This is a genomic window from Hydrocarboniphaga sp., assembly GCF_965279055.1.
Taxonomy (GTDB): Bacteria; Pseudomonadota; Gammaproteobacteria; order Nevskiales; family Nevskiaceae; genus Hydrocarboniphaga.
Genome location: NZ_OZ257125.1, coordinates 632,562 through 653,724, shown reverse-complemented (window position 1 = coordinate 653,724; position 21,163 = coordinate 632,562). Strand labels below are relative to the sequence as shown.

The window sequence follows — 21,163 nt, the reverse complement described above, 5'->3', positions numbered from 1 at the left end:
CGCGATATGGATCTGGCAGTCCTGCAGAAAGGCCGCTCTCATTTCAGCACCTCGTAGGAAGGGTCGAGCCGGTCGCGGCGGCCGACATCGTGCTCGCCCATCGCGATGACCTCGCGCAGCTCGTCGAAGTCGCGGATCGACACGCGCTTGTCGAGCCCCCAACGACCGTTGCAGCGCGACCACTGGTCGATATAGCGGCCCCAGACCGTCATCTGCATCAGCTTGTCACCGCGGCGCACGCGCAGGTTCGCGGTCACATAAGCCTCGCTGCCGGCGCGATCGCCGTCGAGTTCGATGACGAGGTTCGACACCTGGTGCGAGTGATGCAGCGTGTGCCGGTGCTGAGCGCAGATATGGTCGATGACGCCGCGGCCCTCGCCCTGGTAGACGCCGGCGCCATAGTCGGCGATGCCGCCGTCGTTCCAGATCGAGTGGCCCAGCTCGATGTCGAGCCGGTCCACGGCGCGGCAGTAGCGATAGATCAGCTCGCCGATCTGCTGACGATCGGCCAGCTGGCGCAGCCATTCGACGTCGCGCGTTTCAGCTGTCACCGAACACCGCCCTGCTCGCCTTGTCGATCATCAACACGCGTTCGCGACGCTGCGCCGCGGAGCTGATCGCATAGCCGACCGCGTCGTCGGCCAGGCCCCAGTTCTGCACCGGGCCATGCGGCAAACGCTCCAGCCCCAGCTCGGCGACATCGTCCGGCGAGGCGATGCCCTCGGGAACCGGCAGGCCTTTCTCCGCGAGCAGCTTGCGCAATGCCGGCGTGTCGGTGCGCCCGAGCACCAGGTTGAGCACGTCGACGCCATGCGGTTTGAGCTCGGCCCACAGGCCTTCGCCGAAAGCCAGCGTGAACGCCCGCGTCGCCGAATACGCGGCCATGAAGCTGGCGCCGCCGTAACAGGCGCCCGAGTTGACCAGCAGCACACCGCCCCTGCCGCGCGCGCGCATCGGGCCGGCGAAGTGGTGGCAGCAGTGCAACGTGGTCATCACGCTGCGCTGCGCCAGATCCAGCCAGGCCTGCGCGTCGAGATCGAGAAATCGCGCGCCGTGCGGATCGGCGCCGGCATTGCTGACGAACAGTCCGATCTGGCGCCCGCCGACCGCGGCGACGATGTGCGCGAGCGCATCCGGCGCGGCCAGATCGACCGTCGCCGCCACGCACTCGACGCCGCTCTCGGCACGGATTTCCGCGACCAGTGCCTGCAGCGGCTCACGCCGACGCGCCAGCAGCACGCTGGGCAGGCCACGGGACGCGAGGCGGCGCGCGAACGCGCGGCCGGTGCCTTCGGACGCCCCCGCGATCAGTGCCCAGGGTCCATAGCGCTGCGCAAAATCCATTGCCCCTCCACGCCTCGCGGCTAAGTGCTGGGCTGGATCGGCTCCGCCCGGCTTTATCGGACATCAACCCCGCAGGAAATCACGCGATCTTCACGATATCGTCAATCCGGTGAGAGCTCCGCCGAAAGACGATCGAGACAGCGCAACACGGCCCTGCCGATTCCTGCTAAAAACCGGTCCAGACAGCTAATCAACAGTGGAGCCTATTGGCAAATGGACCAGGAAGACAAGGTCAGGGAAGCCGCCGACCAGATCGTCGAGCTGAGCAAGGAAGCCGAAGCCGCCAGCCATGCAAGTACCGACGAAGCATCGCTGCAGGGGGCGCGCGCGGTGCTGCAGCAATGGATCACCGAGGCCAGCGGCGTGGTCGTCAACACGGCCTTCGGCCGCGTCACGCTGATCCACGGCAACGGCCAGGCCTCGACGATCGCCTCGTCCGAGCTGGCGTTCCGGATGAGCGCGGCCGGGATTTCGCAGTTGTAGAAACCGGCGGGTCGCGACCCGCCGGCGTCCCGATTCAACCCTGAATCCGCAACGCGTCATCCCCGCGATCCGGCGTCTCTTCACGCCAGCGCACCGAGCCCGACGGCCGGTCCAGCCAGCGTTGCACCCTGATCGGCTCCAGGCCGATATGCATTTGCGCGGCGCGTTGATGCAGCGCGCTGTCGTCCAGCGTGCGGCGGCTGCGCTGGCGCAGGTAGTCGTCCCAGGTCGGGCAGCGGAAGCGCTCCGACCATTGCTCGGGATCGGCGATGTCGCGTGCCAATGACCAGTCGTAGGCGCCATTGCGCGTGCGCATGCGCTGCAGCTCGCGCATCAGCTGGTAGAACTCGCGCGCCTGTTGCGGCGCGATGCGGTATTGCAGCTCGATGCTGATCGGCCCGCTGCGGCCGGTGATGGCGAGCTTGACGTCGGGATCGCGCATCGCGCGCTCGTCGGACTCGATCGACGAACTGCGATCCTCGATGCGTAGCAGCAGCCCGAGCAGCGGCGAAAACAGCAGCGCGACCGACGCCAGCTGCAGTGCCAAGGCCACGCCGTGGCCCTGCGTGACCGAGCCCCACAGCCAGGCGCCGGCGGCGATGCCGAGCGACGTCGCGGCGCTGGACGTGGCGATCGCGCGGCCCATGACCCAGCGCGGTACCGACAGCTGGATCGTGACGCTGAACGTGGTCGTCATCACCATCCACACCGCGCCGGCGGCGAGCAGTGCGACGAAGTCCAGAGCCAGGCTGCTGCTGAACGACAGCACGGCCAGACTCACTGCCAGCACCAGGCTGCTGACGCGTACCGTGTTCTCGCCGCCGAGGCGCTCGCGCATCGGCTGCAGCAAAAAGATGCCGGACACCGCGCCGACACCGAAGCAGCCGAGCAGCAGGCCGAAGGTGCGCGCGCCGCCGCCGAGCAGATCACGCGCGATCAGCGGCATCAGCGCGTGCAGCACGCCCCCCAGACAACAGGTGATGAAGGCACGCGCCACGGTGCGCCGCACCGGCTGCATGTTGACGATGTAGCGCAGTCCCGAGCTGATCGAGCGCGCCAGGCCTTCGGGTGGCAAACGCGACACCTCGGCCTTGCGCTTCCAGCGTTGCAGCGAAATCAGCATCGGCAGATACGACAGCGCGTTGGCGGCGAAGGCCACCGTCGCGCCGAGTGCGGCGACGATCACGCCGCCCAGCGCCGGGCCGATGCTGCGCGCCAGGTTGTAGCTGATGTTGTTCAGTCCGACCGCCTGAGGCAGCAGTTCTTTGGGCACCTGTTCGCCGACCGAGGCGCCGCGCGCGGGTGCCGACAGCGCGCCGCCGCAGCCGACCAGGAAGCAGAAGCCGAGCAGCACCCAGGGCGTCATCAGGCCGAAGATCGACGCCAGTGTCATCAGCACGCCGGCGACCGCGGCCAGCAACAGCGAGGCGATCTGCACCTTGCGGCGATCGTAGAGATCGGCGAGCGCGCCGGCCGGGATCGCGAGCAGGGCCACCGGCAGAAACGTCGCGGTCTGCACCAGCGCGACATGGTCCGGCGTCGAAATCGCCGCCATGGTCCAGGCCGCGCCGACACTCTGGATCAGGCTGCCGGTGTTGGACACGGTGCTGCTCAGCCACAGGTTGCGGAACGTGGCCTGCCGCAGCGGTGCGAAGATCGTGCTGCGGCTGGCGGTGCGGATCGGCGACATGTCGGCGGCAGTTTAACCGCGAAGCCGCTACCGGTAGCAGCGACACGCTGATAGACACTGCTGTTCGCTAGACCGCCGCAGGCTCTTGCAGCGCAGCAAACGGCACCAAGCGCTGGCTTAAGCCTCGATCATCGCCTTGACCCGCATCGCCAGCTTGTCGATCGCGAACGGCTTGGTGATGATTTCCATGCCGGGTTCGAGCAGGCCGTTGCCGACGGCGGCGTTGTGCGCGTAGCCGGTGACGAACAGCACTTTCAGCCCGGGACGCAGCACGCGCGCGGCATCGGCGAGCTGGCGGCCGTTGAGGCCCGGCAGTCCGACGTCGGTGACCAGCAGATCGATCTTGCGCGAGGAGCGCACGATTTCCAGGCCGGCAAGGCCGTCCATCGCCTCCAGCGGCTGGTAGCCCAGATCCTCCAGCACGTCGATCACCAGCGCGCGTACCGCCGGCTCGTCCTCGACCACCAGCACGACTTCGCCGGCACCCGCGTCGAGGCGGGCGCTCTGACGGCTGTCGCCGTCGTCGATCTCTTCACCCTCGACGTAGTGGCGCGGCAGATACAGCCGCACCGTGGTGCCCTGCCCGGCTTCGCTGTCGATGTTGACGAAGCCCTCCGACTGGCGCGCAAAGCCGTAGATCATCGACAGGCCCAGGCCGGTGCCCTGGCCGATCGGCTTGGTGGTGAAGAACGGCTCGAACGCGCGAGAGATCACGTCCGGCGTCATGCCGCTGCCGGTGTCGGTGACCGAGATGCACACGTATTGCCCGGGTGTGGCCTGACGGTTCTTCGCCGCGTAGTCGAGGTCGATCGAGGCATTGGCGCTTTCGATGGTCAGGCGCCCGCCTTCGGGCATCGCGTCGCGCGCATTGATCGCCAGATTCAGGATCGCGCTCTCGAGCTGGTGCGGATCGCAGCGCGTGCGCCACAGCCCGGCGGAGCGCAGCGCCTCCAGCCGTATCGATTCGCCGATCGAGCGACGCAGCAGTTCTTCCATGCCGCGCACCAGCTTGTCGGCGTCGACCGGCCTGGGATCCAGCGACTGCCGGCGCGAAAACGCCAGCAGCCGCTGGATCAGCGAGGCGGCGCGATTGGCCGACGTGGTCGCCGCGGCGATATAGCGATCGACGTCGCCGGTGCGGCCCTGTGCGACCCGGCGCTGCATCATGTCCAGCGAGCCGATGATGCCGGTCAGCAGATTGTTGAAGTCGTGGGCGATACCGCCGGTGAGCTGGCCGACCGCTTCCATTTTCTGCGCCTGGCGCAGCGCGTCTTCGGCTGCGGCCAGCGCCGCGGCCTGGGCCTTTTCTTCGGTGATGTCGCGGCCGTAGGCGAACACCAGCTGATTTTCACAGCGCGTATGCCAGGACAGCCAGCGCACCTCGCCGGCCCTGCTCAGGTAGCGATCCTCGAACGCGGTCAGGTCGCTCTGCTCCACCGCCTGGCGATGCGCGCGGCTGGCGTTGTCGACGTCGTCGGGATGCAGGAACTCGGTGAAGCGATGGCCGACCACGGCTTCCAGCGGATGGCCGAGAATGCGCGTCCACGACGGGCTCACCGACTGCATCACGCCATCGGCATCGAGCACCAGCAGCAGATCGCGCGAATTGCTCCAGACACGCTCGGCGCGGCGGCGCTCGGATTCCAGGGTATTGACGTTGCCCAGTGCGCCACTGAGCTGGCCCGCGATCAGCTGGGCGATGCCGGCGACCTCGCTATCGCCGGGGCGATAAGGGTTCAGGCCCAGCACCAGCGCGCCGAAAGGCTGCTCGCCGCTGGAGCGCGCGACCTTGACCAGCAGCGCCTCGCGCGGCGCCAGCGACCAGTCGCCGCAAGGCCAGCAGCGATCGGCCTGCAGCGGCAGCCTGAGCAGCGACGTCTCGCCGGACATTCGTTGCAGCGGCCAGTCATGCGCCAGCAGGGCGGTCGCGTCGTCGCTGGAGGCATGGCCATGCCATTGCCCGGCGTCGTCGCGCAGATACAGCAGGCTGAACGGGAAATCCTTGCGCCGATCGCCCAGTACCGCGTGGAAACTCGCCAGCACCGCGTCGCGCGTCGAGGTGCCGAGCAGCGCGTCGGCCAGCGCGCGCAAGGTGTTGAGGCGACGCTCGCCGATGACCGACTCGGTTTCCTCCGAGACCACGCACATCAGGCCCTCGACCGCGCCGCTGTCGCCGCGCAGCGGGCTGTAGGAGAAGGTGTGGTAGGTCTCCTCCGGATAGCCGCTGCGCTCCAGCAACAGCAGCAGCGCCTTGTTCCAGGTCGGCGTGCCGGCGCGCACCGATTCGATCTGTTCTGCAACCTCGGCGTAGACCTCTTTCCAGACCTCGCGCATCGGCTGACCCAGCGCCCAGGGGTGCTTGATGCCCAGGGTCGGCACGTAGGCGTCGTTGTAGAAGAACTGCAGATCCGGCCCCCAGCCCAGCCACATTTCGAAGCGCGAGCTGAGCATCATCTGCAGCGGCACCTTGAGCCCTTCGGGCCAGGCCTGCGCCGGCCCCAGCGGCGTCGCCGACCAGTCCTGCGCGCGCATCATCCGGCTCAGTTCGCTGTCGCCAGGAAACAGGCGCAGCGATTCGTCGGTGTTGTCGATCCCCATCGGCGGGCAGTCCCTGGCTGTCGCGAGGCGACATGGTCGCATGACGATGGGCCGGACTTGCTGAACGGCTAGACCAAGCGCCGAACCTCCAGGAGCGCCCATGGCCGCGGCTGCGAACTTGCCGTCTCGATCGCGGCCATGGGCCGCTGCTGCAAAAACTTAGCTGGCCACCGTCATCCGCGCATATCGACTGGGCCACCGGAAGCTGCCGAAGTTGCAGCGGAACAGCTGCGTCGCCAAAACACGTCGAGGGCCGGTGCAGCGCGGCCCGACAGGCCGGCGACAGCGCGATCGGGCCGCCGGGCCGCGCTGCGTCGCAGTTCACTGCGACCTGAACCCCCGCCCGCCCGGGCCATTGAAAGGCCGCTGGGGGCTCTTTACGCAAAAGGCCCACGCGCTCCGGCTGCGGGAGCGCATGGGCCTGGCCTGCGAGGCTGCCCGCTACTCGAGCTTGAGCTTCTGATCCAGGTGGATCTTCAGGAACTCGTTCGGGTCGGGCACGCCGGCGGTGCGGCTGCTGCCCGGATAGTTGTTGTCGTTCATCACCAGCAGGGTCTTGGCATCCAGCACCAGCACGTCCTCGATGGTCACGAACGGGAACGTGAACACGGTCTGGCCGTCGGCGTTGAGATCGTGCGGATCGGCGATGTTCATCAGGTCGACCAGCTCGGTCTTCTGCACGAAGCCGGTGGTCGGGTCGACGACGTCGAGGTCGATCAGGAACAGCTTCTTGAAGCGTGGCTCCTGCGTGCCGTTGCGCTCGATGACGATGAACTGGTGCGAGTTCACGGCGGTCATGTCGCCGATGTTGGTGCCGGACGGGTCGAGCGAGTACATCCACTTCTTGCCGGTATACGCTTCGGCATCGATGCTGAACTCGTTGATGCGCAGGCTGCGCGCCGGGTCGCCGACCACGGTGCCTTCGAGCAGCGCATACAGCGTATCGCCGGCCGCGTTGATCGCCAGGCCCTCATAGCCGTTGGAGCTGTTCAAGGTCGGCGTCGCGCCGTTGAGATAGGGGTTGTCGGGCCCCTGCACGCCGGCCAGCGGAATCTCGCTGCGCAGCACCTTGCCGTTGGCGTCGGTCTTGACCAGGAAGGGGCCGAACTCTTCGCCGAACCAGTAGTGGCCGTTCTTGTCGACGCGCATCGATTCGATATCGAGATCGCTACCGGTCAGCAAGCGGCCTTTCTTGATCGCCTTGTCGACCGGAATCGTCGCCGAGCCGGGACCGGAGCCGCTGTACGGATAGTTGGTGCCGTCGGCGACCAGCGCGAAGCCGAGCTTGTGATCCGGATCGGCCAGCGTCACCAGCGTCTTGGCATTGAACCCGTCCTTCTTCGCGCCGGTGATGCGATCCACCGGATTCACCACGCCGGTGCCCACCACCGCGCTGCCATCCCAGTAACGGAAATTCGGCTTCATCGTGTAGAAGCGCAGCAACGCGTCCGGCGAGTTGGCCTTGGTGCCGAAGCCGTTGTCGCACATCATCTGATAGGTGCCGGCCACGGGACCGGGCAGCACCGCAGAGAAACCCTGCACCGGCTGCTGGTCGATCAGCGGCAGCGCCTCGCCATTGGCGCCGTTGACGAAATGGCCTGCGGTAGGCCCCTTGGAAAAAGTGGCGGCAGGCAGCGAGGCAAAGCCTTCGAGCGTGCCGGCGGCCGATGCATCGAAGCTCGCTGCAAGCGAGCCCGCAAACGTGGCGATGATGGCGCCTGCCAAAAGTGAGCGACGAAACACTTCATTGTGTGACTTCATTTCGGTCCTTGTTCGATCGTGGGAGAAACCTGAAGGCAAGCCATCCCGTGCCGCGCAACTGCTGCGCCGCGTGCTGGGATAGCTAGGTTTTAATCCGACCCTTCAGGAGCCGGCGCAGTCTGGCGCTGCGCTGTGACCGAGACGTTACGACGCGATACGCCGGTGAATGCCGGAACTCACAACTGCTCGTGCAGCTGATACGCGAACCAAGCGAAGACGGTTCTGAACCAGCCGCGTTTTTTCCACAGCTCCGGCGTCATTTCGCGGCTGCGCAGAAGATCCTGATCGAACGCGGCCTTGAGTTGCGCGGCGAGGCCGGCATCCAGCAGGCCCAGGCCGACTTCCTCGTTCAGTGCCAGCGAGCGTGCGTCGAAATTGGTCGAGCCGATATGCGACCAGATGCCGTCGACGATGACGACTTTCTGGTGGATCAGCGTCGGCTCGAATTCGTAGAGGCGCACGCCGGCGCGCATCAGACCTTCGTAGAGGTGCGTGCCGGCGCGGCGCACGAAACGGCTGTCGGTGTGCTTGCCCGGCACCATCAGGTGTACCGCGACGCCGCGCTCGACCATCTTCGTCAGCAGCTCGACGACGCCGCGGCCGGGCACGAAGTACGGGTTCTGGATGATGACCTCGCGGCGCGCGCTGGCGATCGCCAGCGTGTACAGCAGCGACACCGACGACACCGCCTCGCCGGCATCGCTGCTGACCACGTGCGCGGCGATCGTGCCGGTTTCACGCAGCGCCGGAAAGCAGCCTTCGCCGCTGGGCACGCGGCGCGTTTCCTCGATCCAGTTCTGCATGAACACCGATTGCAGCGCCTGCACCACGGCGCCTTCGACGCGCACGCCGGTGTCGCGCCAGTGGGTCTTGTCCTGGCCCTCGCCCAGCCATTGATCGGAGATGCCGTGACCGAAGGCATAGCCGATGTGGCCATCGACGATCAGCAGCTTGCGATGCGTGCGATGGTTGAGCCGGCGCAGGTTCCACCAGGCGATGGGGTTGTACATCGACAGCTCGACGCCGCTGTCGCGCAGCCGCTGCAACTGCTTGGGGTCGGCGCCGCCGGCGCCGACCGCGTCGATGGTCATGCGCACCTGCACGCCAGCCGCGGCGCGTGCGATCAGCAGATCGACGAAGCGCCGTTCGAGCACGCCGGCGGTCCAGACGAAGCTCTCCAGGTGCACGGTGTGCTGCGCGGCGGCGATGTCGGACTGCATCGCGTCGAACAGCGCGCCGTTCTGGAACAGCGTCGCACTGTTGCTGCAATGCACCGGCGCACCGGTCAGGCCGGCGAGTGTCGCCAGGCCGTCGTCCAGCGACGGCAGGCTGTCCAGGTCGAGCTTGAGCTTGGGAATGCGCCGGCGGCGCTTGCCGATGAAGAACACCGTGGTCCAGAACGCGGCCAGCAGCATGGCGATCAGCATCGCAGCGAAGGTCGTCAGCACGCTAAAAAGCCTCGACAGTGCGTACAGAGGTAGAGATATGCAGTGTATCGCTGCGGCGACGACATCACTTGGCCCCGTTCGTCCCGAGTAGCGGGCTTGCCCGCATATCGAGGGAGCAGACCGCGGCCCGATCCCTCGATACGCCTCGCAGGCGAGGCTGCTCGGGACGAACGGAAGGCGGGTGGTCCGGCTCGATTTTAAGAGGAATTTATTCAACGGTTAACGCCGCATACGGCTGCGCAATGCTCCACTCCCGCTCACGCCTCCGCCCTCGCCCGGCCGAGGCGCCTTCGTGCCCCACGACCTCAACCCACAAGGAGCCGCTGTGAGCGCAGTCAACGGTGTGATGATGCAGTACTTCCATTGGTACACCGACAAGGGCGACGATTTGTGGAAGCGCGTCGGCGCCGATGCCGGCAAGCTCGCCGAGCTGGGCGTGACCTCGCTGTGGCTGCCGCCGGCCTACAAGGCGACGCGCGGCATCGATGATGTCGGCTACGGCGTCTACGATCTGTTCGACCTCGGCGAGTTCGATCAGAAAGGCAGCGTGCGCACCAAGTACGGCACGCGCGACGAGTATCTGGAGGCACTAAGCAAACTGAAGGAGGTCGGCATCCGCGTCTATGCCGACGTCGTGTTCAACCACCGCATGGGCGCGGACGAAACCGAAAGCGTGCAGGCCTATCGTGTCGACATGAACGACCGCACCCAGGTCGCGGGCGAGCCGGAAACGCTGGACGCCTGGACGCGCTTCACGTTTCCGGGACGCAAGGGCGCGCATTCCGACATGGTCTGGAGCGCCGAGCATTTCACCGCCTTCGATGCCAATACCGACCAGGGCCCGGCGATTTTCCTGATGGCGCAGAAGTCGTTCTCCGAAAACGTCGACTCGGAGAACGGCAACTTCGACTTCCTGATGGGCGCCGACGTCGACACCGATCATCCCAAGGTGCGCGACGAGCTCAAGCACTGGGGGCATTGGTACCTGGAAACCACCGGTGTCGACGGCTTCCGCTTCGACGCGGTCAAGCATGTCGATGCCGAATATTTTCTGGCCTGGCTGCACGAGCTGCGCGTGGAGACCTCGCGCGACCTGTTCGCGGTCGGCGAATACTGGTCCTACGATGTCGAGGCGCTGCATCACTTCATCGAAACCACCAAGGGCCAGATCTCGCTGTTCGATGCGCCGCTGCATCTGAACTTCCATCTGGCGTCGAAAGGCGGCCAGGACTACGACCTGCGCACGATCTTCGACAATTCACTGGTGCAACAGCAGCCGGCGCTCGCCGTGACCCTGGTCGACAACCACGACTCGCAGCCGCTGCAGTCGCTGGAATCGGTGGTCGAGCCCTGGTTCAAGCCGCTGGCCTACGCGCTGATCCTGCTGCGCCGCGATGGCTATCCCTGCATTTTCTTCGCCGATTTCTACGGCGCGCATTACACCGACAAGGGACCGGACGGACAGGATCACGAAGTGTGGATGGACAGCCACCAGTTCCTGATCGAACGCTATCTGGACGCGCGGCATCGCTGGGCCTACGGCGAGCAGTTCGACTACTTCGAAGACGCCAGCTGTATCGGCTGGACGCGCACCGGCGACGATGAACACCCCGGCGGCATGGCGGTGGTGATCAGCAATGGCGAAGGCGGCGTGAGGCATATGGAAGTGCGCCAGGGCAAGCGCCGCTATGTCGACATCACCGGGCATATCGACGCCGCGGTGGAAACCGACGAGGCTGGCTGGGGTGATTTCCCCTGCCCGCCGGGCTCGGTTTCGGTGTGGGTGCCGGCGGAGTAGCGCGCTCAGATTGCGACGCGCGTACTCAGCAGCACCACCGAATCGTTGGGCAGGCCGAAGAACTCGGCGGCATTGCTGCTGCGGTTGCTCATCGCGGCGAACAGGCGCTCACGCCACAGCGCCATGCCACGGCCGCGTGTCGGCACCGCGGTCAGGCGGCTGAGGAAATAGGTCCAGTCCTGGGCCTTGTCGTCCAGCTGCAGACCCTGCTGGTTGCTGCACAGCCGCAGCGACTTGGGCACGTCGGGCACGTTCATGAAACCGAAGTTCAAGGTCACGCGCCAGAAGCCGTTGCCGAGTTGTTCGAGCGTGGTGCGCTGCTCCATGCCGACCCAGGGGACCTCGTGGAACACCAGGTGCAGCACGATGTTGCGCTCATGCAGCACCTTGTTGTGGCGCAGGTTGCTGATCAGCGAGGCCGGCACGCGGTTCGGTGTCGCCACCAGGAACACCGCCGTGCCCTTGACCCGCGTCAACGGCTTGTCGGCGAGACTGTCGACATAGGCCTGCAGGCCACGGTCCTCGCCGGAGTTCTGCAGGATCAGCGCGCGCCCGCGGTGCCAGGTGCTCATCAGCACGAACAGCGTTGCGCCCAAGGCCAGCGGCAGCCAGCCGCCGTCGAACACCTTGATCACGCAGCCGCCGACCATCAGCACGTCCATCGCCAGAAAGAACAGCGTCGCCAGCAGCGACGGCGCGACGCCGAGCTTCCAGTGCCGGTGCATGACGAACAGCAGCAACATTGACGTGGTCATCATCGTCATCGTCACCGCGATGCCGTAGGCGCCGGCCAGGGCCGACGAGCTGCCGAAGCCCTCGACCACCGCGAGCACGCCGAGCATCAGCACGAAGTTCACACCGGGCATGTAGATCTGCCCGGCCTCGCGCGACGAGGTGTACTCGATCGCCATGCGCGGCAGGAAGCCGAGCTGGATCGCCTGCTTGGTCATCGAGTAGGCGCCGGTGATCACCGCCTGCGAGGCGATGATCGCGGCCAGCGTCGACAGCACCAGCGCCGGGATCGCGAGCGCTGACGGAAACATGCGGAAAAACGGGTTGTCGACCGCGTCCGGCTCGGCCATCAGCAGCGCGCCCTGGCCCATGTAGTTCAGCGCCAGGCTCGGCAAAACCAGCGTGGTCCAGGCGAGCTGGATCGGCTTGCGGCCGAAGTGGCCGAGATCCGCGTACAGCGCCTCGGCGCCGGTCAGCGCGAGCACGATCGCGCCCATCGCCGCGAACAGATGCCAGCCGCGTTCGCTCAGAAAGCGGTAGGCGTGAAGCGGATTCAGCGCCTGCAGGATCTGCGGCTGCTGGACGATATGCAGCACGCCGACCAGCGCCAGCACGACGAACCACAGCAGCAGCACCGGGCCGAACACCTTGCCGACTTTGGCGGTGCCGAAGCGCTGCACCATGAACAGCCCGATCAGGATCAGCAGCGAACCCGGCACCACCAGATGCTCCAGCGACGGCGCCACCACGCTCAGCCCTTCCATGGCGCCGATCACCGAAATCGCCGGCGTGATGATGCTGTCGCCGTAGAACAGCGTTGCGCCGCAGACGCCGAGCAACATCAGGCCGCCGCGCAGCCGCGGGTTCTGCACGCCGCGCGACGCCAGGGACGCGAGCGACAGGATGCCGCCTTCGCCGCCATGGTCGGCGCGCAGCACGATGATCACGTACTTGAGCGTCACCACCAGCAGCAGCGCCCAGACGATCACCGACACCGCGCCAATCAGGTTCGCCGGCGCCAGCGCGATGCCGGTCATCGGGCTGAAGATTTCCTTGAAGGTGTACAAGGGGCTGGTGCCGATGTCGCCATAGACCACGCCAAGCGCGGCCAGCGTCAGCGCGGCGGTGCCGGAGCGGTGCTTCGAGGTGCGGGGCGACGAGCTCATGGTTCGGTAATCGAGGCGATCAGCAGCCAGCTTAGGTGATGGATCATTCCGGCGAGGCGGGGATCCGGGGGGAGACAACGAGGCGCAAGCCGCTCCTCACCGCGGTCCCGCGTTCGCGCAGACGAGGCCTGCGCGGTTTTCTACCGCCGGCAGAATGTCGCGCCGCTGAACTGCAGCGGCCCTCGCCCCGGTTCGCTAAACTGTACGCCATGCAAAGCCCCGAAACCCCACCCCGCAAGCCCCCGAACTCGTTCCAGCTGCTGGGCAGCGTGCTCGCTGCCTGCGGCGGCATTCGCGGCAACAGCGCGCGCGGGCGCGGCTTTGCCGAGGCGAGCCTGGGTTCCATCCTCGGCGCACTGCTGATTTTCTGCGCGGTGATGTGGGCCGGTGGTTATGCCTTCATCCACGCGATCAAGAGCGCCGTGGCGAACTAGAACCGCAGGCCGGCACGGCCCCTGCATAGCCATGGGCGGGAAGCCGCGCCGGCCAATTCGGGCACCGACCTGGTGTACCCTGCCCGGGGCCTGCCGCCGGTTCTTCGCGCATACCCTTGCGTCGCCATTCGCCACAACACGGCCTAAAAAATGCGCCCCATCCGAATTGCTCTGGCCTGGCAGATCCTGATCGCGCTGCTGCTCGGCATCATCGTCGGTGCGGTGCTGCACGAAATCGGTGGCGACACGCGCGCCTGGCTGATCACCAACGTGCTGACGCCGGGCGGGCAGATCTTCATCCGCCTGATCAAGATGATCGTGCTGCCGATCGTGCTGGCCTCGCTGGTGGTCGGCATCGCCGGCATCGGCGACGCCAAGAAGCTCGGCCGCATCGGCGGCAAGACGCTGCTGTACTTCGAGGCGGTGACGACGCTGGCGATCGTGCTCGGCGTGCTGCTGGCCAATGTCACCCAGCCCGGCAGCGGCATCGACATGCAGCAGCTGTCGACCTCGGATATCAGCACCCTGGAGGCGACCACCGAGAAAGTGCAGGCGCAGCCGCACGGCCTGGTCACGACGATCCTCAACGTGATTCCGGCCAACATCTTCGCCACGCTGGCCGAAGGCAGCATCCTGCCGGTGATCTTCTTCGCGGTGCTGTTCGGCCTGGGCCTGTCGTCGCTGCCGGCGGACCATCGCGACCCGCTGGTGCAGGTGTTCCGCAGCGTCGCCGAGACCATGTTCAAGGTCACGCACATCATCATGCGCTACGCGCCGGTCGGCGTGTTCGCGTTGATCGCCGCCACCGTCGCCACGTTCGGTTTCGCCTCGCTGCTGCCGCTGGCCAAGCTGGTGCTGCTGGTGTATTTCGCGGTCCTGTTCTTCGCCATCGTGGTGCTGGGGCTGGTCGCGCGCTGGTGCGGCTTCAACATCTTCCGCCTGCTGCGCCTGCTCAAGGACGAGCTGATCCTGGCCTACTCCACCGCCAGCTCCGAAGTCGTGCTGCCGCGGCTGATGGAAAAGATGGAGGCCTATGGCGTGCCCAAGGGCATCACCAGCTTCGTCATCCCGACCGGCTACTCGTTCAATCTGGACGGCTCGACCCTGTACCAGAGCATCGCCGCGATCTTCATCGCGCAGCTGTACGGCATCGACCTGAGCCTGCTGCAGGAGATCACGCTGGTGCTGACCCTGATGGTCACGTCCAAGGGCATCGCCGGCGTGCCCGGCGTGTCGCTGGTGGTGCTGCTGGCGACCTTGGGCAGTGTCGGCATTCCGCTGGAGGGCGTGGCCTTCATCGCCGGCGTCGACCGCGTGCTCGACATGGCGCGCACCGCGCTCAACGTCGTCGGCAACGCGCTGGCCGCGCTGGTCATCGCGCGCTGGGAAGGCAAGTACGACGCCGAGAAGGGCCGGGCCTACGAGCGGGAAATGCTCGGCAGCTGAGTTCACTCGAAACCCCTCTCCCATCGGGAGAGGGGCTGGGGTGAGGATCTCGCCGCGATCGCAACGGGCTGATCCCGGCAGCTCCCTCACCCGGCGCTACGCGCCACGCTCTCCCGGAGGGAGAGGGCAACAGCATCAGCGCGCCGGCAACACCATCCACGCCGCCGTCGCCACCAGCGCCGCGGCCATTGTCACGTTGAACACGCGCGCAAACAGCGGCCGCGTCAGCAGCCGGCGCATCTGCGATCCGGCGACCGCCCAGAGCAGCACGCAGGGCAGATTGATCGCCGAGAAAATCAGCACCAGCAAGGCAGCGCGCGGCGCCGTGGCCAGCTGAAACTGCTGCGCCATCGTCGCGCCGGCGATGACCATGGTCCAGGCCTTCGGGTTGACCCACTGGAAGGCCATCGCCGCGGCAGCCGACATCGGCTTACCGGCGTGCTGCGGTTGCTTGGCGCCGGACAAAGGCGCGCGCAGCAGCTTCACCGCGAGCCACACCAGGTACAAGGCGCAGGCCACGGCCAGCACCGGCGCCAGATGTGCGACATGCGCGCTGGCATAGCCCAGGCTCAGATCGGCGAACAGCAGCAACAGCGAGAAGCCGAAGCTCACGCCGAACAGGTGCGGCAAGGTGCGCGGCAGGCCGAAGCGCATGCCCGAGGCCATCAGCATGAAGTTGTTCGGGCCCGGCGTGATTGAGCTGACGAAGGCCAGCGAGGCCAGCGCCCAGCAGCTTGCGTATTCCAGGGCCATCGGCGTTCTCCGGTTTCAAGGGCCGCCAGATTAGGTGGGCGCTCGCGGCCATAACAGATACACTTTTGCGCAAAGTGGCCAATAACAGTTTGCAGTCGCCGCAACCGGAACGATCGACGTGAAGCCCAGTACGCCTGCCTCAAGCGCCACGGAAAGCGCGGCGCTGTATCTCAGCGTCGCCGACGAAATCGCGGGCCGTATTCGCGCCGGAGAACTCGCCGGCGGCGAGCGCGTGCCGTCGGTGCGCCTGCTCGCCGCGCAGCGCAAGGTCAGCCACACCACCGCGCTCGCTGCGCTGCGTCACCTGGAATCGCGCGGCGATATCGAGGCGCGGCCGCAGTCCGGCTACTACGTGCGCAGCCAGCTATCCGATCTGCAACCGCTGGCAACGACACGCAACGCGCGGCGACCACGCTATGTCGCGGTCAACGGCCTGTTCGACCAGCTGATCGCGACGATGGGCGATCGCGCGATCGTGCAGCTCGGCTCGGCACTGCAGGAGCCGGGCTGGTTCCCGACGGCGGCGCTGCAGCGCGCGCTGTCGTCGACGATACGGCGGCAGCCGCAATTGCTGACCGAATACGGCAGCTTTCACGGCGTCGAGGCGCTGCGCCGCGCGATCGCACGCCTCTACCTCGATCAGGGTTGCCCGGTGTCGCACGAGGACATCGTCATCACCAGCGGCTGTACCGAGGCGCTGAACCTGGCGCTGCGCAACATCGCCAAGCCCGGCGATACCATCGCGGTGGAATCGCCTACTTACTATGGCTTTCTGCAGATCATCGAAAGCCTGGGGATGCGCGCGCTGGAGATCGCCACCGATGCGGTCGGCGGCCTGTCGGTCGCTGCCCTGCGCAACGCGCTCGACGCAAACGGCAGCGGCAGCGTGCGCGCGGTGCTGCTCAGCCCCTGCGTCGGCAATCCGCTGGGAACCACGATGAGCGAGGCGAGCAAACGCGAACTGCTGACGCTGTGCGCGGCACGCGGTGTCGCGATCATCGAGGACGACGTGCACGGCGACCTGCATTTCGCGACGCCGCGGCCGCCGCCGCTGAAGGCGCTGGATCGCGATGGCATCGTCACGCTGTGCTCGTCGTTTTCCAAAACGCTGGCGCCGGGCATGCGGATCGGCTGGATGTTCGGCGGCGTCGATGCACAGAAACTGCGCGTCAGCCGCTTCATGGCCTCGGTGTCGACACCGGTCGCGCTGCAGTCCTGCATCGCCGACGTGCTGACGCAGCGGGGCTACCAGCGCCAGCTGCGCGGACTGCGCCAGCGTTGCCAGCAGCAGGTCGCGCAGTTCTCGCGCGCGGTCGAGCGCTACTTCCCGGCCGGCACGCGCATGAGCCGGCCCAACGGCGGCTACGTGCTGTGGCTGGACCTGCCCGGCGAAGTCGACACCGTCGCGCTGCACGGCCTGGCGCTGGCGCGCAACATCAGTTTCGCGCCCGGCCCGCTGTTTTCCGCCAGCGGCCAGTTTCGTTCGGCGATGCGCCTGAACTGCGGGCGCGAGCTGTCGCCGACGGTGATCGCCGCGCTCAAACAGATCGGCAAGCTGGCCGGCGCATGACGAACGCCGCCGACAGCCTCGGCGAGCAGGGGCGACGCGTATTCATCGACGCGCTGAACCTCGCGTACTGGTGCGGCATGCCGCCGTCGCTGCGCTTTCCGCTCGCACTGATGCGCCAGCTGCTGGCCAATGGCGATCAGGCCTTTCTGTACTTCGACGCCAGCGCGCGCCATGCGCTGAAGCACGAGGGCGAAATTTATCAGCAGCTGCTGCAGTATCCGCGGCCCTGCATCGAAGTGCCCGCGGGCCGAACCGCCGACGGCGTGATGCTGCGCTATGCGCGCATCGGCGGCGCCAGCATCGTCAGTCGCGACCGCTATCGCGACTACCGCAGCCGCTTCCGCAAGCTGATCGACGATCCGACGCGGCTGCTGCCGGGATTCGTCGCGGACGACTTGCTGCAGGTTCCGGCGCTCGAGCTTGCCGCGCCGGTCCCCGCAACGGCCGAGCTGGCCTGGCAACAACTGCAGCCCCTGCTCGAACACCCGCAAAGCGGCGGGCCACGAGCCGTCACTTCTCTTGCGTAAAAACCGCGGCTAGAATCCGCCGCATGTTCGACCGCCACCACCACCGCACGCGACAGCAACAGCACGGCCATCAGGCGGTGTTGGCTCGCGTGCGGGCGGAATCCGGGGGGCGCTAAGCAGCCCCGCTTTCCACCGGCATCATCGAACGACCCCGCCACCGGCGGGGTTTTGTTTTGGCAGCTCCGCCCGGCATTTTCTCACCCAAGGAGCGATATCCGATGCACCCGCGACACTTCAGCTGCGACGCCGAGATCGAACACATCGCCGGCCGCTTTCTCGACCACAGCCTGCCCAGCGAGGCCTGGACCCATGCCGCGCATTTTGCCGCCGCTTTCGCGCTGCTGCGCGACCCGGCCCGCGACGCGCCGCGCGAGATGCCGGCGCTGATCCGCGCCTACAACGAGGCCTGCGGCAAACAGAACACCGACAGCAGCGGCTATCACGACACCATCACGCTGGCCTCGTTGCGCGCCGCGCGCGCCTGGCTCGATGCAAGTCCCGGCGTGCCGATGTTCGAGGCGCTGAATGCGCTATTGGCCTCGCCTTACGGCCGGCCCGACTGGCTGCTGGCGCACTGGTCACGCGATCGACTGTTCAGCGTCGAGGCACGGCGTGGCTGGGTCGAGCCGGATTTGCTGCCGCTACCGTTCTGAAGGTTCTTCGTCATTTACGCCTTCTCGGGAATGACAACGTCTACCGGAACTTGCGAGCGTGCAGAGGCTCGCTTTAATCTGCGCACCATGCAAACCAGACCTCGACACAACGTTGTCCGAATTATCGGCCGCTTCCAGAAGAGTCGGCGGGGATAGTGCTGTCTGTTTAAACAGAGCCCGCCACTACGGCGGGCTTTTTGTCTCGCACGAGTGGCACCAATGCGAGAGATGCCGTGAAGAAAGTAGCCATATTCGGAAATGCCGGTGGCGGAAAGTCCACGCTGGCAAAACAGCTTGCGGCAAACACCGGACTGCCGCTGCATGCGCTGGACAGGCTCTGCTTCCGGCCTGGCGGCGATGCCGTTGCGGCCGATGTCTATGCCGAGTTGCATCGCGAGCTCCTCGATCGTTCCGAGTGGCTCATCGAAGGTTTCGGCAGCTTGGAAAGCACCTGGGCGCGCCTAGCCGCGGCCGACACCCTGGTCTATGTCGACCTGCCTTTGGCGCTGCACGCCTGGTGGGTGACGAAGCGCCTGATCAAGTCGCGCTTCGTGCCGCCGGAAGGCTGGCCCGAGAAAAGCCCGATGTGGAAAGGTACGTTGAACGGCTACCGCGTGCTTCGGCTCTGCCACAAGCACCTGACGCCGAAGTACCGGGAATACGTGGCCGCGCAGGCGGCGATCAAAACCGTCTTCCATCTCAAATCGCGCGCGGATATCGCGCGATTTCTGAGAACACTGCAATCGGATTCGGCCATTGGCGCGCCATGCCGCGGCGGCTGTCTTGGGACGGGTCGCGACCTGCCCTGAGACAGGGCTATGCGGACAACAGCTCGCAGAACCGGTCCATCGCGACATTGCCGCCACTGATGATGACGCCGACACGCTGGCCCTGCAGCTGCGCTTTCATCGTGCGCGCAGCGGCCAGGCCCAGGCAGCCGGTGGGTTCGACGATCAGTTTCATGTAGGCCGCGCAATCGCGCATCGCCTCGATCAATTGCGCATCAGTGGCGGTGAGCACGTCGTCGACGTCGCGGCGGATGATCGGAAACGTGTAATGCCCGAGGTGCTGGGTCTGCGCGCCGTCGGCGATGGTGTCGGGTGTGTCGATGTGCACGATCTCGCCGGAGCGCAGCGAGCGCTGGCCGTCGTTGCCGGCTTGCGGCTCGCAGCCGAACAGCTTGCAGGCCGGCGACAGCGCACGCGCCGCCAGCGCCGAGCCCGCCAGCAGACCGCCTCCACCCAGGCAGACGAACAGCGCATCGAGATCGCCGACCTCTTCGAACAACTCCTTCGCCGCAGTACCCTGCCCGGCGATCACGTCCGGATGATCGTAGGACGGAATCAGCGTCATGCCGCGCTGCTGCGCCAGATCGCGACCGATCTGCTCGCGGTCCTGGGTGTAGCGGTCATAGATCACGATGCTGCCGCCGTATTCGCGTGTTGCCGCGACTTTCACCGTCGGCGCGTCGGCCGGCATCACGATCGTTGCCGGAATGCCGAGCAGCCTTGCCGACAGTGCGATCGCCTGCGCGTGATTGCCCGACGAAAACGCGACCACACCGGCGCCGCGCTGTTGCTCGTCGAAGCGCGACAGCGCATTGAACGCGCCGCGGAATTTGAAAGCGCCGGCTCGCTGCAGGTTTTCGCATTTGAAGAACAGGCTTGCGCCGAATTCGGCGTCGAGCCTGCTCGATGTCATCACCGGCGTGCGGTGCGCGTGGCCGCGAATGCGGGTGGCGGCCGCGTTGACGTCGGCGTAGGTGACCGGCTTGGTTTCGCTCATCTGCGGCAAGGCCTGGATCCTGATGGAGGCGCGACTATAGCGCGCAAGAAAACGCCGTCGCGTGCGTCGCAAGCTAGCGGCGCGCGTTCTCGGCTACGCTGCCGCACATGAACAGCGAAGCCCCCCAGACCTGCCGCATCCCCGCCACCGGCATCACGCTGGCCTACGTCAGCCGCGGTAGCGGCCCGCTGGTGATTTTCCTGCACGGTTTTCCGGACACCTACTGCGGCTTCCTGCCGATTCTCGATCGCGTCGCCGCCGCCGGCTACCGCGCGGTCGCGCTGGCGATGCGCGGCTACGCACCCAGCGCGCTGGCGCCCGGCGGCGACTACCGCATCGAAGCGCTGGCCGGCGACGTGATCGGCCTCGCCGACGCGCTCGGCGCCGAGCAGTTCGCCGTCGTCGGCCACGACTGGGGCGCGGTCACCGCGTATGCCGCCGCGCATCTGGCGCCACAACGGGTCACGCGACTGGTCACCGCCGCGGTGCCGCATACCGGCCATTTCCTGCTGCGCATGCGCTGGCAGCAGCTGCGTCGCTCCAGCTACATGCTGCGTTTCCAGCTGCCTTGGTTTCCTGAATGGGAAATCCCGCGCGATGACTATCGCTGGCTGGAACAGCTGATCGCGCGCTGGTCACCGGGCTGGGCTTTTGGCGATACCGAGCTGCGACCGCTGAAGCAGAATTTCGACGAGCCGGGCCGGCTGAAAGCCGCGCTGTCCTACTATCGCCAGCTGAGCGGCAGCCTGATCAGCCCGGCCTCCCGCCGCCTGGTATTCCCCGCGGTGACGGTGCCGACACGGATGATCTACGGCGGGCGGGACGGCTGTATCGCGCCGGCGATGTTCCAGGGGCAGAAGCCGCACTTCACCGCCGGCCTGGACCTGGTCGCGATGCCCGATGCCGGCCATTTCATGCAATGGGAACAGGCCGGGCGCTTTGCCGATCTGGTGGTCGGTTTTCTGATGTAGGAGC

General features: G+C 66.6%; 18 protein-coding genes. 9 read left to right on the top strand and 9 right to left on the bottom strand.

Annotation, left to right across the window (positions count from 1 at the left end; genetic code table 11):
• Positions 1 to 38: 38 nt before the first annotated feature.
• Both ACQZF9_RS03105 and ACQZF9_RS03100 read right to left on the bottom strand, forming a co-directional pair.
• Entirely contained in the window at positions 39 to 551 is a 513-nt protein-coding gene (locus ACQZF9_RS03105; protein WP_428311811.1) for a nuclear transport factor 2 family protein, read from the bottom strand.
• On the bottom strand, positions 541 to 1,344 hold the full coding sequence (locus ACQZF9_RS03100; RefSeq protein WP_428311810.1) for an SDR family NAD(P)-dependent oxidoreductase: 804 nt from the start codon (positions 1,342 to 1,344) through the stop codon (positions 541 to 543). Before ACQZF9_RS03100 ends, ACQZF9_RS03105 begins: the two co-directional genes overlap by 11 nt.
• Before the next feature lie 213 nt (positions 1,345 to 1,557).
• Between ACQZF9_RS03100 and ACQZF9_RS03095 the strand changes: the two genes are divergently transcribed.
• A complete protein-coding gene (locus ACQZF9_RS03095) occupies positions 1,558 to 1,827 on the top strand; it encodes a hypothetical protein (RefSeq protein ID WP_428311809.1) in 270 nt (89 codons plus the stop codon).
• A 34-nt stretch (positions 1,828 to 1,861) separates the two neighbouring features.
• Here ACQZF9_RS03095 and ACQZF9_RS03090 read toward each other — a convergent pair whose 3' ends face one another.
• The 4 genes from ACQZF9_RS03090 to ACQZF9_RS03075 all read right to left on the bottom strand — a co-directional run bounded on the left by ACQZF9_RS03090 (position 1,862) and on the right by ACQZF9_RS03075 (position 9,324).
• On the bottom strand, positions 1,862 to 3,517 hold the full coding sequence (locus ACQZF9_RS03090) for an MFS transporter (RefSeq protein WP_428311808.1): 1,656 nt from the start codon (positions 3,515 to 3,517) through the stop codon (positions 1,862 to 1,864).
• A 117-nt stretch (positions 3,518 to 3,634) separates the two neighbouring features.
• Positions 3,635 to 6,115 carry a PAS domain-containing protein gene (locus ACQZF9_RS03085; RefSeq protein ID WP_428311807.1) on the bottom strand — a complete coding sequence of 827 codons (2,481 nt, stop codon included), beginning with the start codon at positions 6,113 to 6,115 and terminating at the stop codon, positions 3,635 to 3,637.
• A gap of 441 nt (positions 6,116 to 6,556) precedes the next feature.
• Positions 6,557 to 7,876, bottom strand: a complete 1,320-nt coding sequence (locus tag ACQZF9_RS03080; protein WP_428311806.1) for an esterase-like activity of phytase family protein — start codon at positions 7,874 to 7,876, stop codon at positions 6,557 to 6,559.
• A 176-nt stretch (positions 7,877 to 8,052) separates the two neighbouring features.
• Entirely contained in the window at positions 8,053 to 9,324 is a 1,272-nt protein-coding gene (locus tag ACQZF9_RS03075) for a phospholipase D-like domain-containing protein (RefSeq protein ID WP_428311805.1), read from the bottom strand.
• Positions 9,325 to 9,649: 325 nt separating this feature from the next.
• Here ACQZF9_RS03075 and ACQZF9_RS03070 point away from each other — a divergent pair, with 325 nt between their 5' ends.
• Complete coding sequence (locus ACQZF9_RS03070) at positions 9,650 to 11,122, top strand: alpha-amylase (protein WP_428311804.1); 1,473 nt, start codon at positions 9,650 to 9,652, stop codon at positions 11,120 to 11,122.
• 5 nt (positions 11,123 to 11,127) lie between these two features.
• On the opposite strand, the gene ACQZF9_RS03065 is transcribed toward ACQZF9_RS03070, so the two are convergent.
• Positions 11,128 to 13,020 carry a potassium transporter Kup gene (locus ACQZF9_RS03065; protein WP_428311803.1) on the bottom strand — a complete coding sequence of 631 codons (1,893 nt, stop codon included), beginning with the start codon at positions 13,018 to 13,020 and terminating at the stop codon, positions 11,128 to 11,130.
• A 209-nt stretch (positions 13,021 to 13,229) separates the two neighbouring features.
• On the opposite strand from ACQZF9_RS03065, the gene ACQZF9_RS03060 reads away from it, so the two are divergent.
• Together ACQZF9_RS03060 and gltP are read left to right on the top strand one after the other, a co-directional pair.
• Entirely contained in the window at positions 13,230 to 13,454 is a 225-nt protein-coding gene (locus ACQZF9_RS03060) for a hypothetical protein (RefSeq protein ID WP_428311802.1), read from the top strand.
• A 150-nt stretch (positions 13,455 to 13,604) separates the two neighbouring features.
• Positions 13,605 to 14,900, top strand: coding sequence for a glutamate/aspartate:proton symporter GltP (gene gltP / locus ACQZF9_RS03055; RefSeq protein WP_428311801.1), 1,296 nt, complete (start codon positions 13,605 to 13,607; stop codon positions 14,898 to 14,900).
• 135 nt (positions 14,901 to 15,035) lie between these two features.
• Here the strand turns inward: gltP and ACQZF9_RS03050 are convergent, their stop codons facing one another.
• Complete coding sequence (locus ACQZF9_RS03050) at positions 15,036 to 15,653, bottom strand: LysE family translocator (RefSeq protein ID WP_428311800.1); 618 nt, start codon at positions 15,651 to 15,653, stop codon at positions 15,036 to 15,038.
• Between the two features lie 118 nt (positions 15,654 to 15,771).
• On the opposite strand from ACQZF9_RS03050, the gene ACQZF9_RS03045 reads away from it, so the two are divergent.
• From ACQZF9_RS03045 to ACQZF9_RS03030, 4 genes are all read left to right on the top strand, one after another.
• Positions 15,772 to 17,223 carry a PLP-dependent aminotransferase family protein gene (locus ACQZF9_RS03045; RefSeq protein ID WP_428311799.1) on the top strand — a complete coding sequence of 484 codons (1,452 nt, stop codon included), beginning with the start codon at positions 15,772 to 15,774 and terminating at the stop codon, positions 17,221 to 17,223.
• Positions 17,220 to 17,750 (top strand): NYN domain-containing protein, encoded by a 531-nt coding sequence (locus ACQZF9_RS03040; RefSeq protein WP_428311798.1) that lies wholly within the window; start codon positions 17,220 to 17,222, stop codon positions 17,748 to 17,750. Before ACQZF9_RS03045 ends, ACQZF9_RS03040 begins: the two co-directional genes overlap by 4 nt.
• Before the next feature lie 218 nt (positions 17,751 to 17,968).
• A complete protein-coding gene (locus ACQZF9_RS03035) occupies positions 17,969 to 18,403 on the top strand; it encodes a hypothetical protein (protein WP_428311797.1) in 435 nt (144 codons plus the stop codon).
• Between the two features lie 233 nt (positions 18,404 to 18,636).
• Complete coding sequence (locus ACQZF9_RS03030; protein ID WP_428311796.1) at positions 18,637 to 19,212, top strand: adenylate kinase; 576 nt, start codon at positions 18,637 to 18,639, stop codon at positions 19,210 to 19,212.
• A 7-nt stretch (positions 19,213 to 19,219) separates the two neighbouring features.
• Here the strand turns inward: ACQZF9_RS03030 and ACQZF9_RS03025 are convergent, their stop codons facing one another.
• Positions 19,220 to 20,188: a threo-3-hydroxy-L-aspartate ammonia-lyase gene (locus ACQZF9_RS03025; RefSeq protein ID WP_428311795.1), complete on the bottom strand. Its 969-nt coding sequence runs from the start codon at positions 20,186 to 20,188 to the stop codon at positions 19,220 to 19,222.
• Between the two features lie 107 nt (positions 20,189 to 20,295).
• Here ACQZF9_RS03025 and ACQZF9_RS03020 point away from each other — a divergent pair, with 107 nt between their 5' ends.
• Positions 20,296 to 21,159, top strand: coding sequence for an alpha/beta fold hydrolase (locus ACQZF9_RS03020; RefSeq protein WP_428311794.1), 864 nt, complete (start codon positions 20,296 to 20,298; stop codon positions 21,157 to 21,159).
• The last annotated feature ends 4 nt before the right edge of the window (positions 21,160 to 21,163 follow it).

Excerpts from the sequence above, each read along its gene's own strand:
- ACQZF9_RS03100 (WP_428311810.1), bottom strand. The coding sequence starts at position 1,344 with ATGGATTTTGCGCAGCGCTATGGACCCTGGGCACTGATCGCGGGGGCG.
- ACQZF9_RS03095 (WP_428311809.1), top strand. The coding sequence starts at position 1,558 with ATGGACCAGGAAGACAAGGTCAGGGAAGCCGCCGACCAGATCGTCGAG.
- ACQZF9_RS03090 (WP_428311808.1), bottom strand. The coding sequence starts at position 3,517 with ATGTCGCCGATCCGCACCGCCAGCCGCAGCACGATCTTCGCACCGCTG.
- ACQZF9_RS03085 (WP_428311807.1), bottom strand. The coding sequence starts at position 6,115 with ATGGGGATCGACAACACCGACGAATCGCTGCGCCTGTTTCCTGGCGAC.
- ACQZF9_RS03080 (WP_428311806.1), bottom strand. The coding sequence starts at position 7,876 with ATGAAGTCACACAATGAAGTGTTTCGTCGCTCACTTTTGGCAGGCGCC.
- ACQZF9_RS03065 (WP_428311803.1), bottom strand. The coding sequence starts at position 13,020 with ATGAGCTCGTCGCCCCGCACCTCGAAGCACCGCTCCGGCACCGCCGCG.
- ACQZF9_RS03060 (WP_428311802.1), top strand. The coding sequence starts at position 13,230 with ATGCAAAGCCCCGAAACCCCACCCCGCAAGCCCCCGAACTCGTTCCAG.
- gltP (WP_428311801.1), top strand. The coding sequence starts at position 13,605 with ATGCGCCCCATCCGAATTGCTCTGGCCTGGCAGATCCTGATCGCGCTG.
- ACQZF9_RS03050 (WP_428311800.1), bottom strand. The coding sequence starts at position 15,653 with ATGGCCCTGGAATACGCAAGCTGCTGGGCGCTGGCCTCGCTGGCCTTC.
- ACQZF9_RS03040 (WP_428311798.1), top strand. The coding sequence starts at position 17,220 with ATGACGAACGCCGCCGACAGCCTCGGCGAGCAGGGGCGACGCGTATTC.
- ACQZF9_RS03035 (WP_428311797.1), top strand. The coding sequence starts at position 17,969 with ATGCACCCGCGACACTTCAGCTGCGACGCCGAGATCGAACACATCGCC.
- ACQZF9_RS03025 (WP_428311795.1), bottom strand. The coding sequence starts at position 20,188 with ATGAGCGAAACCAAGCCGGTCACCTACGCCGACGTCAACGCGGCCGCC.
- ACQZF9_RS03020 (WP_428311794.1), top strand. The coding sequence starts at position 20,296 with ATGAACAGCGAAGCCCCCCAGACCTGCCGCATCCCCGCCACCGGCATC.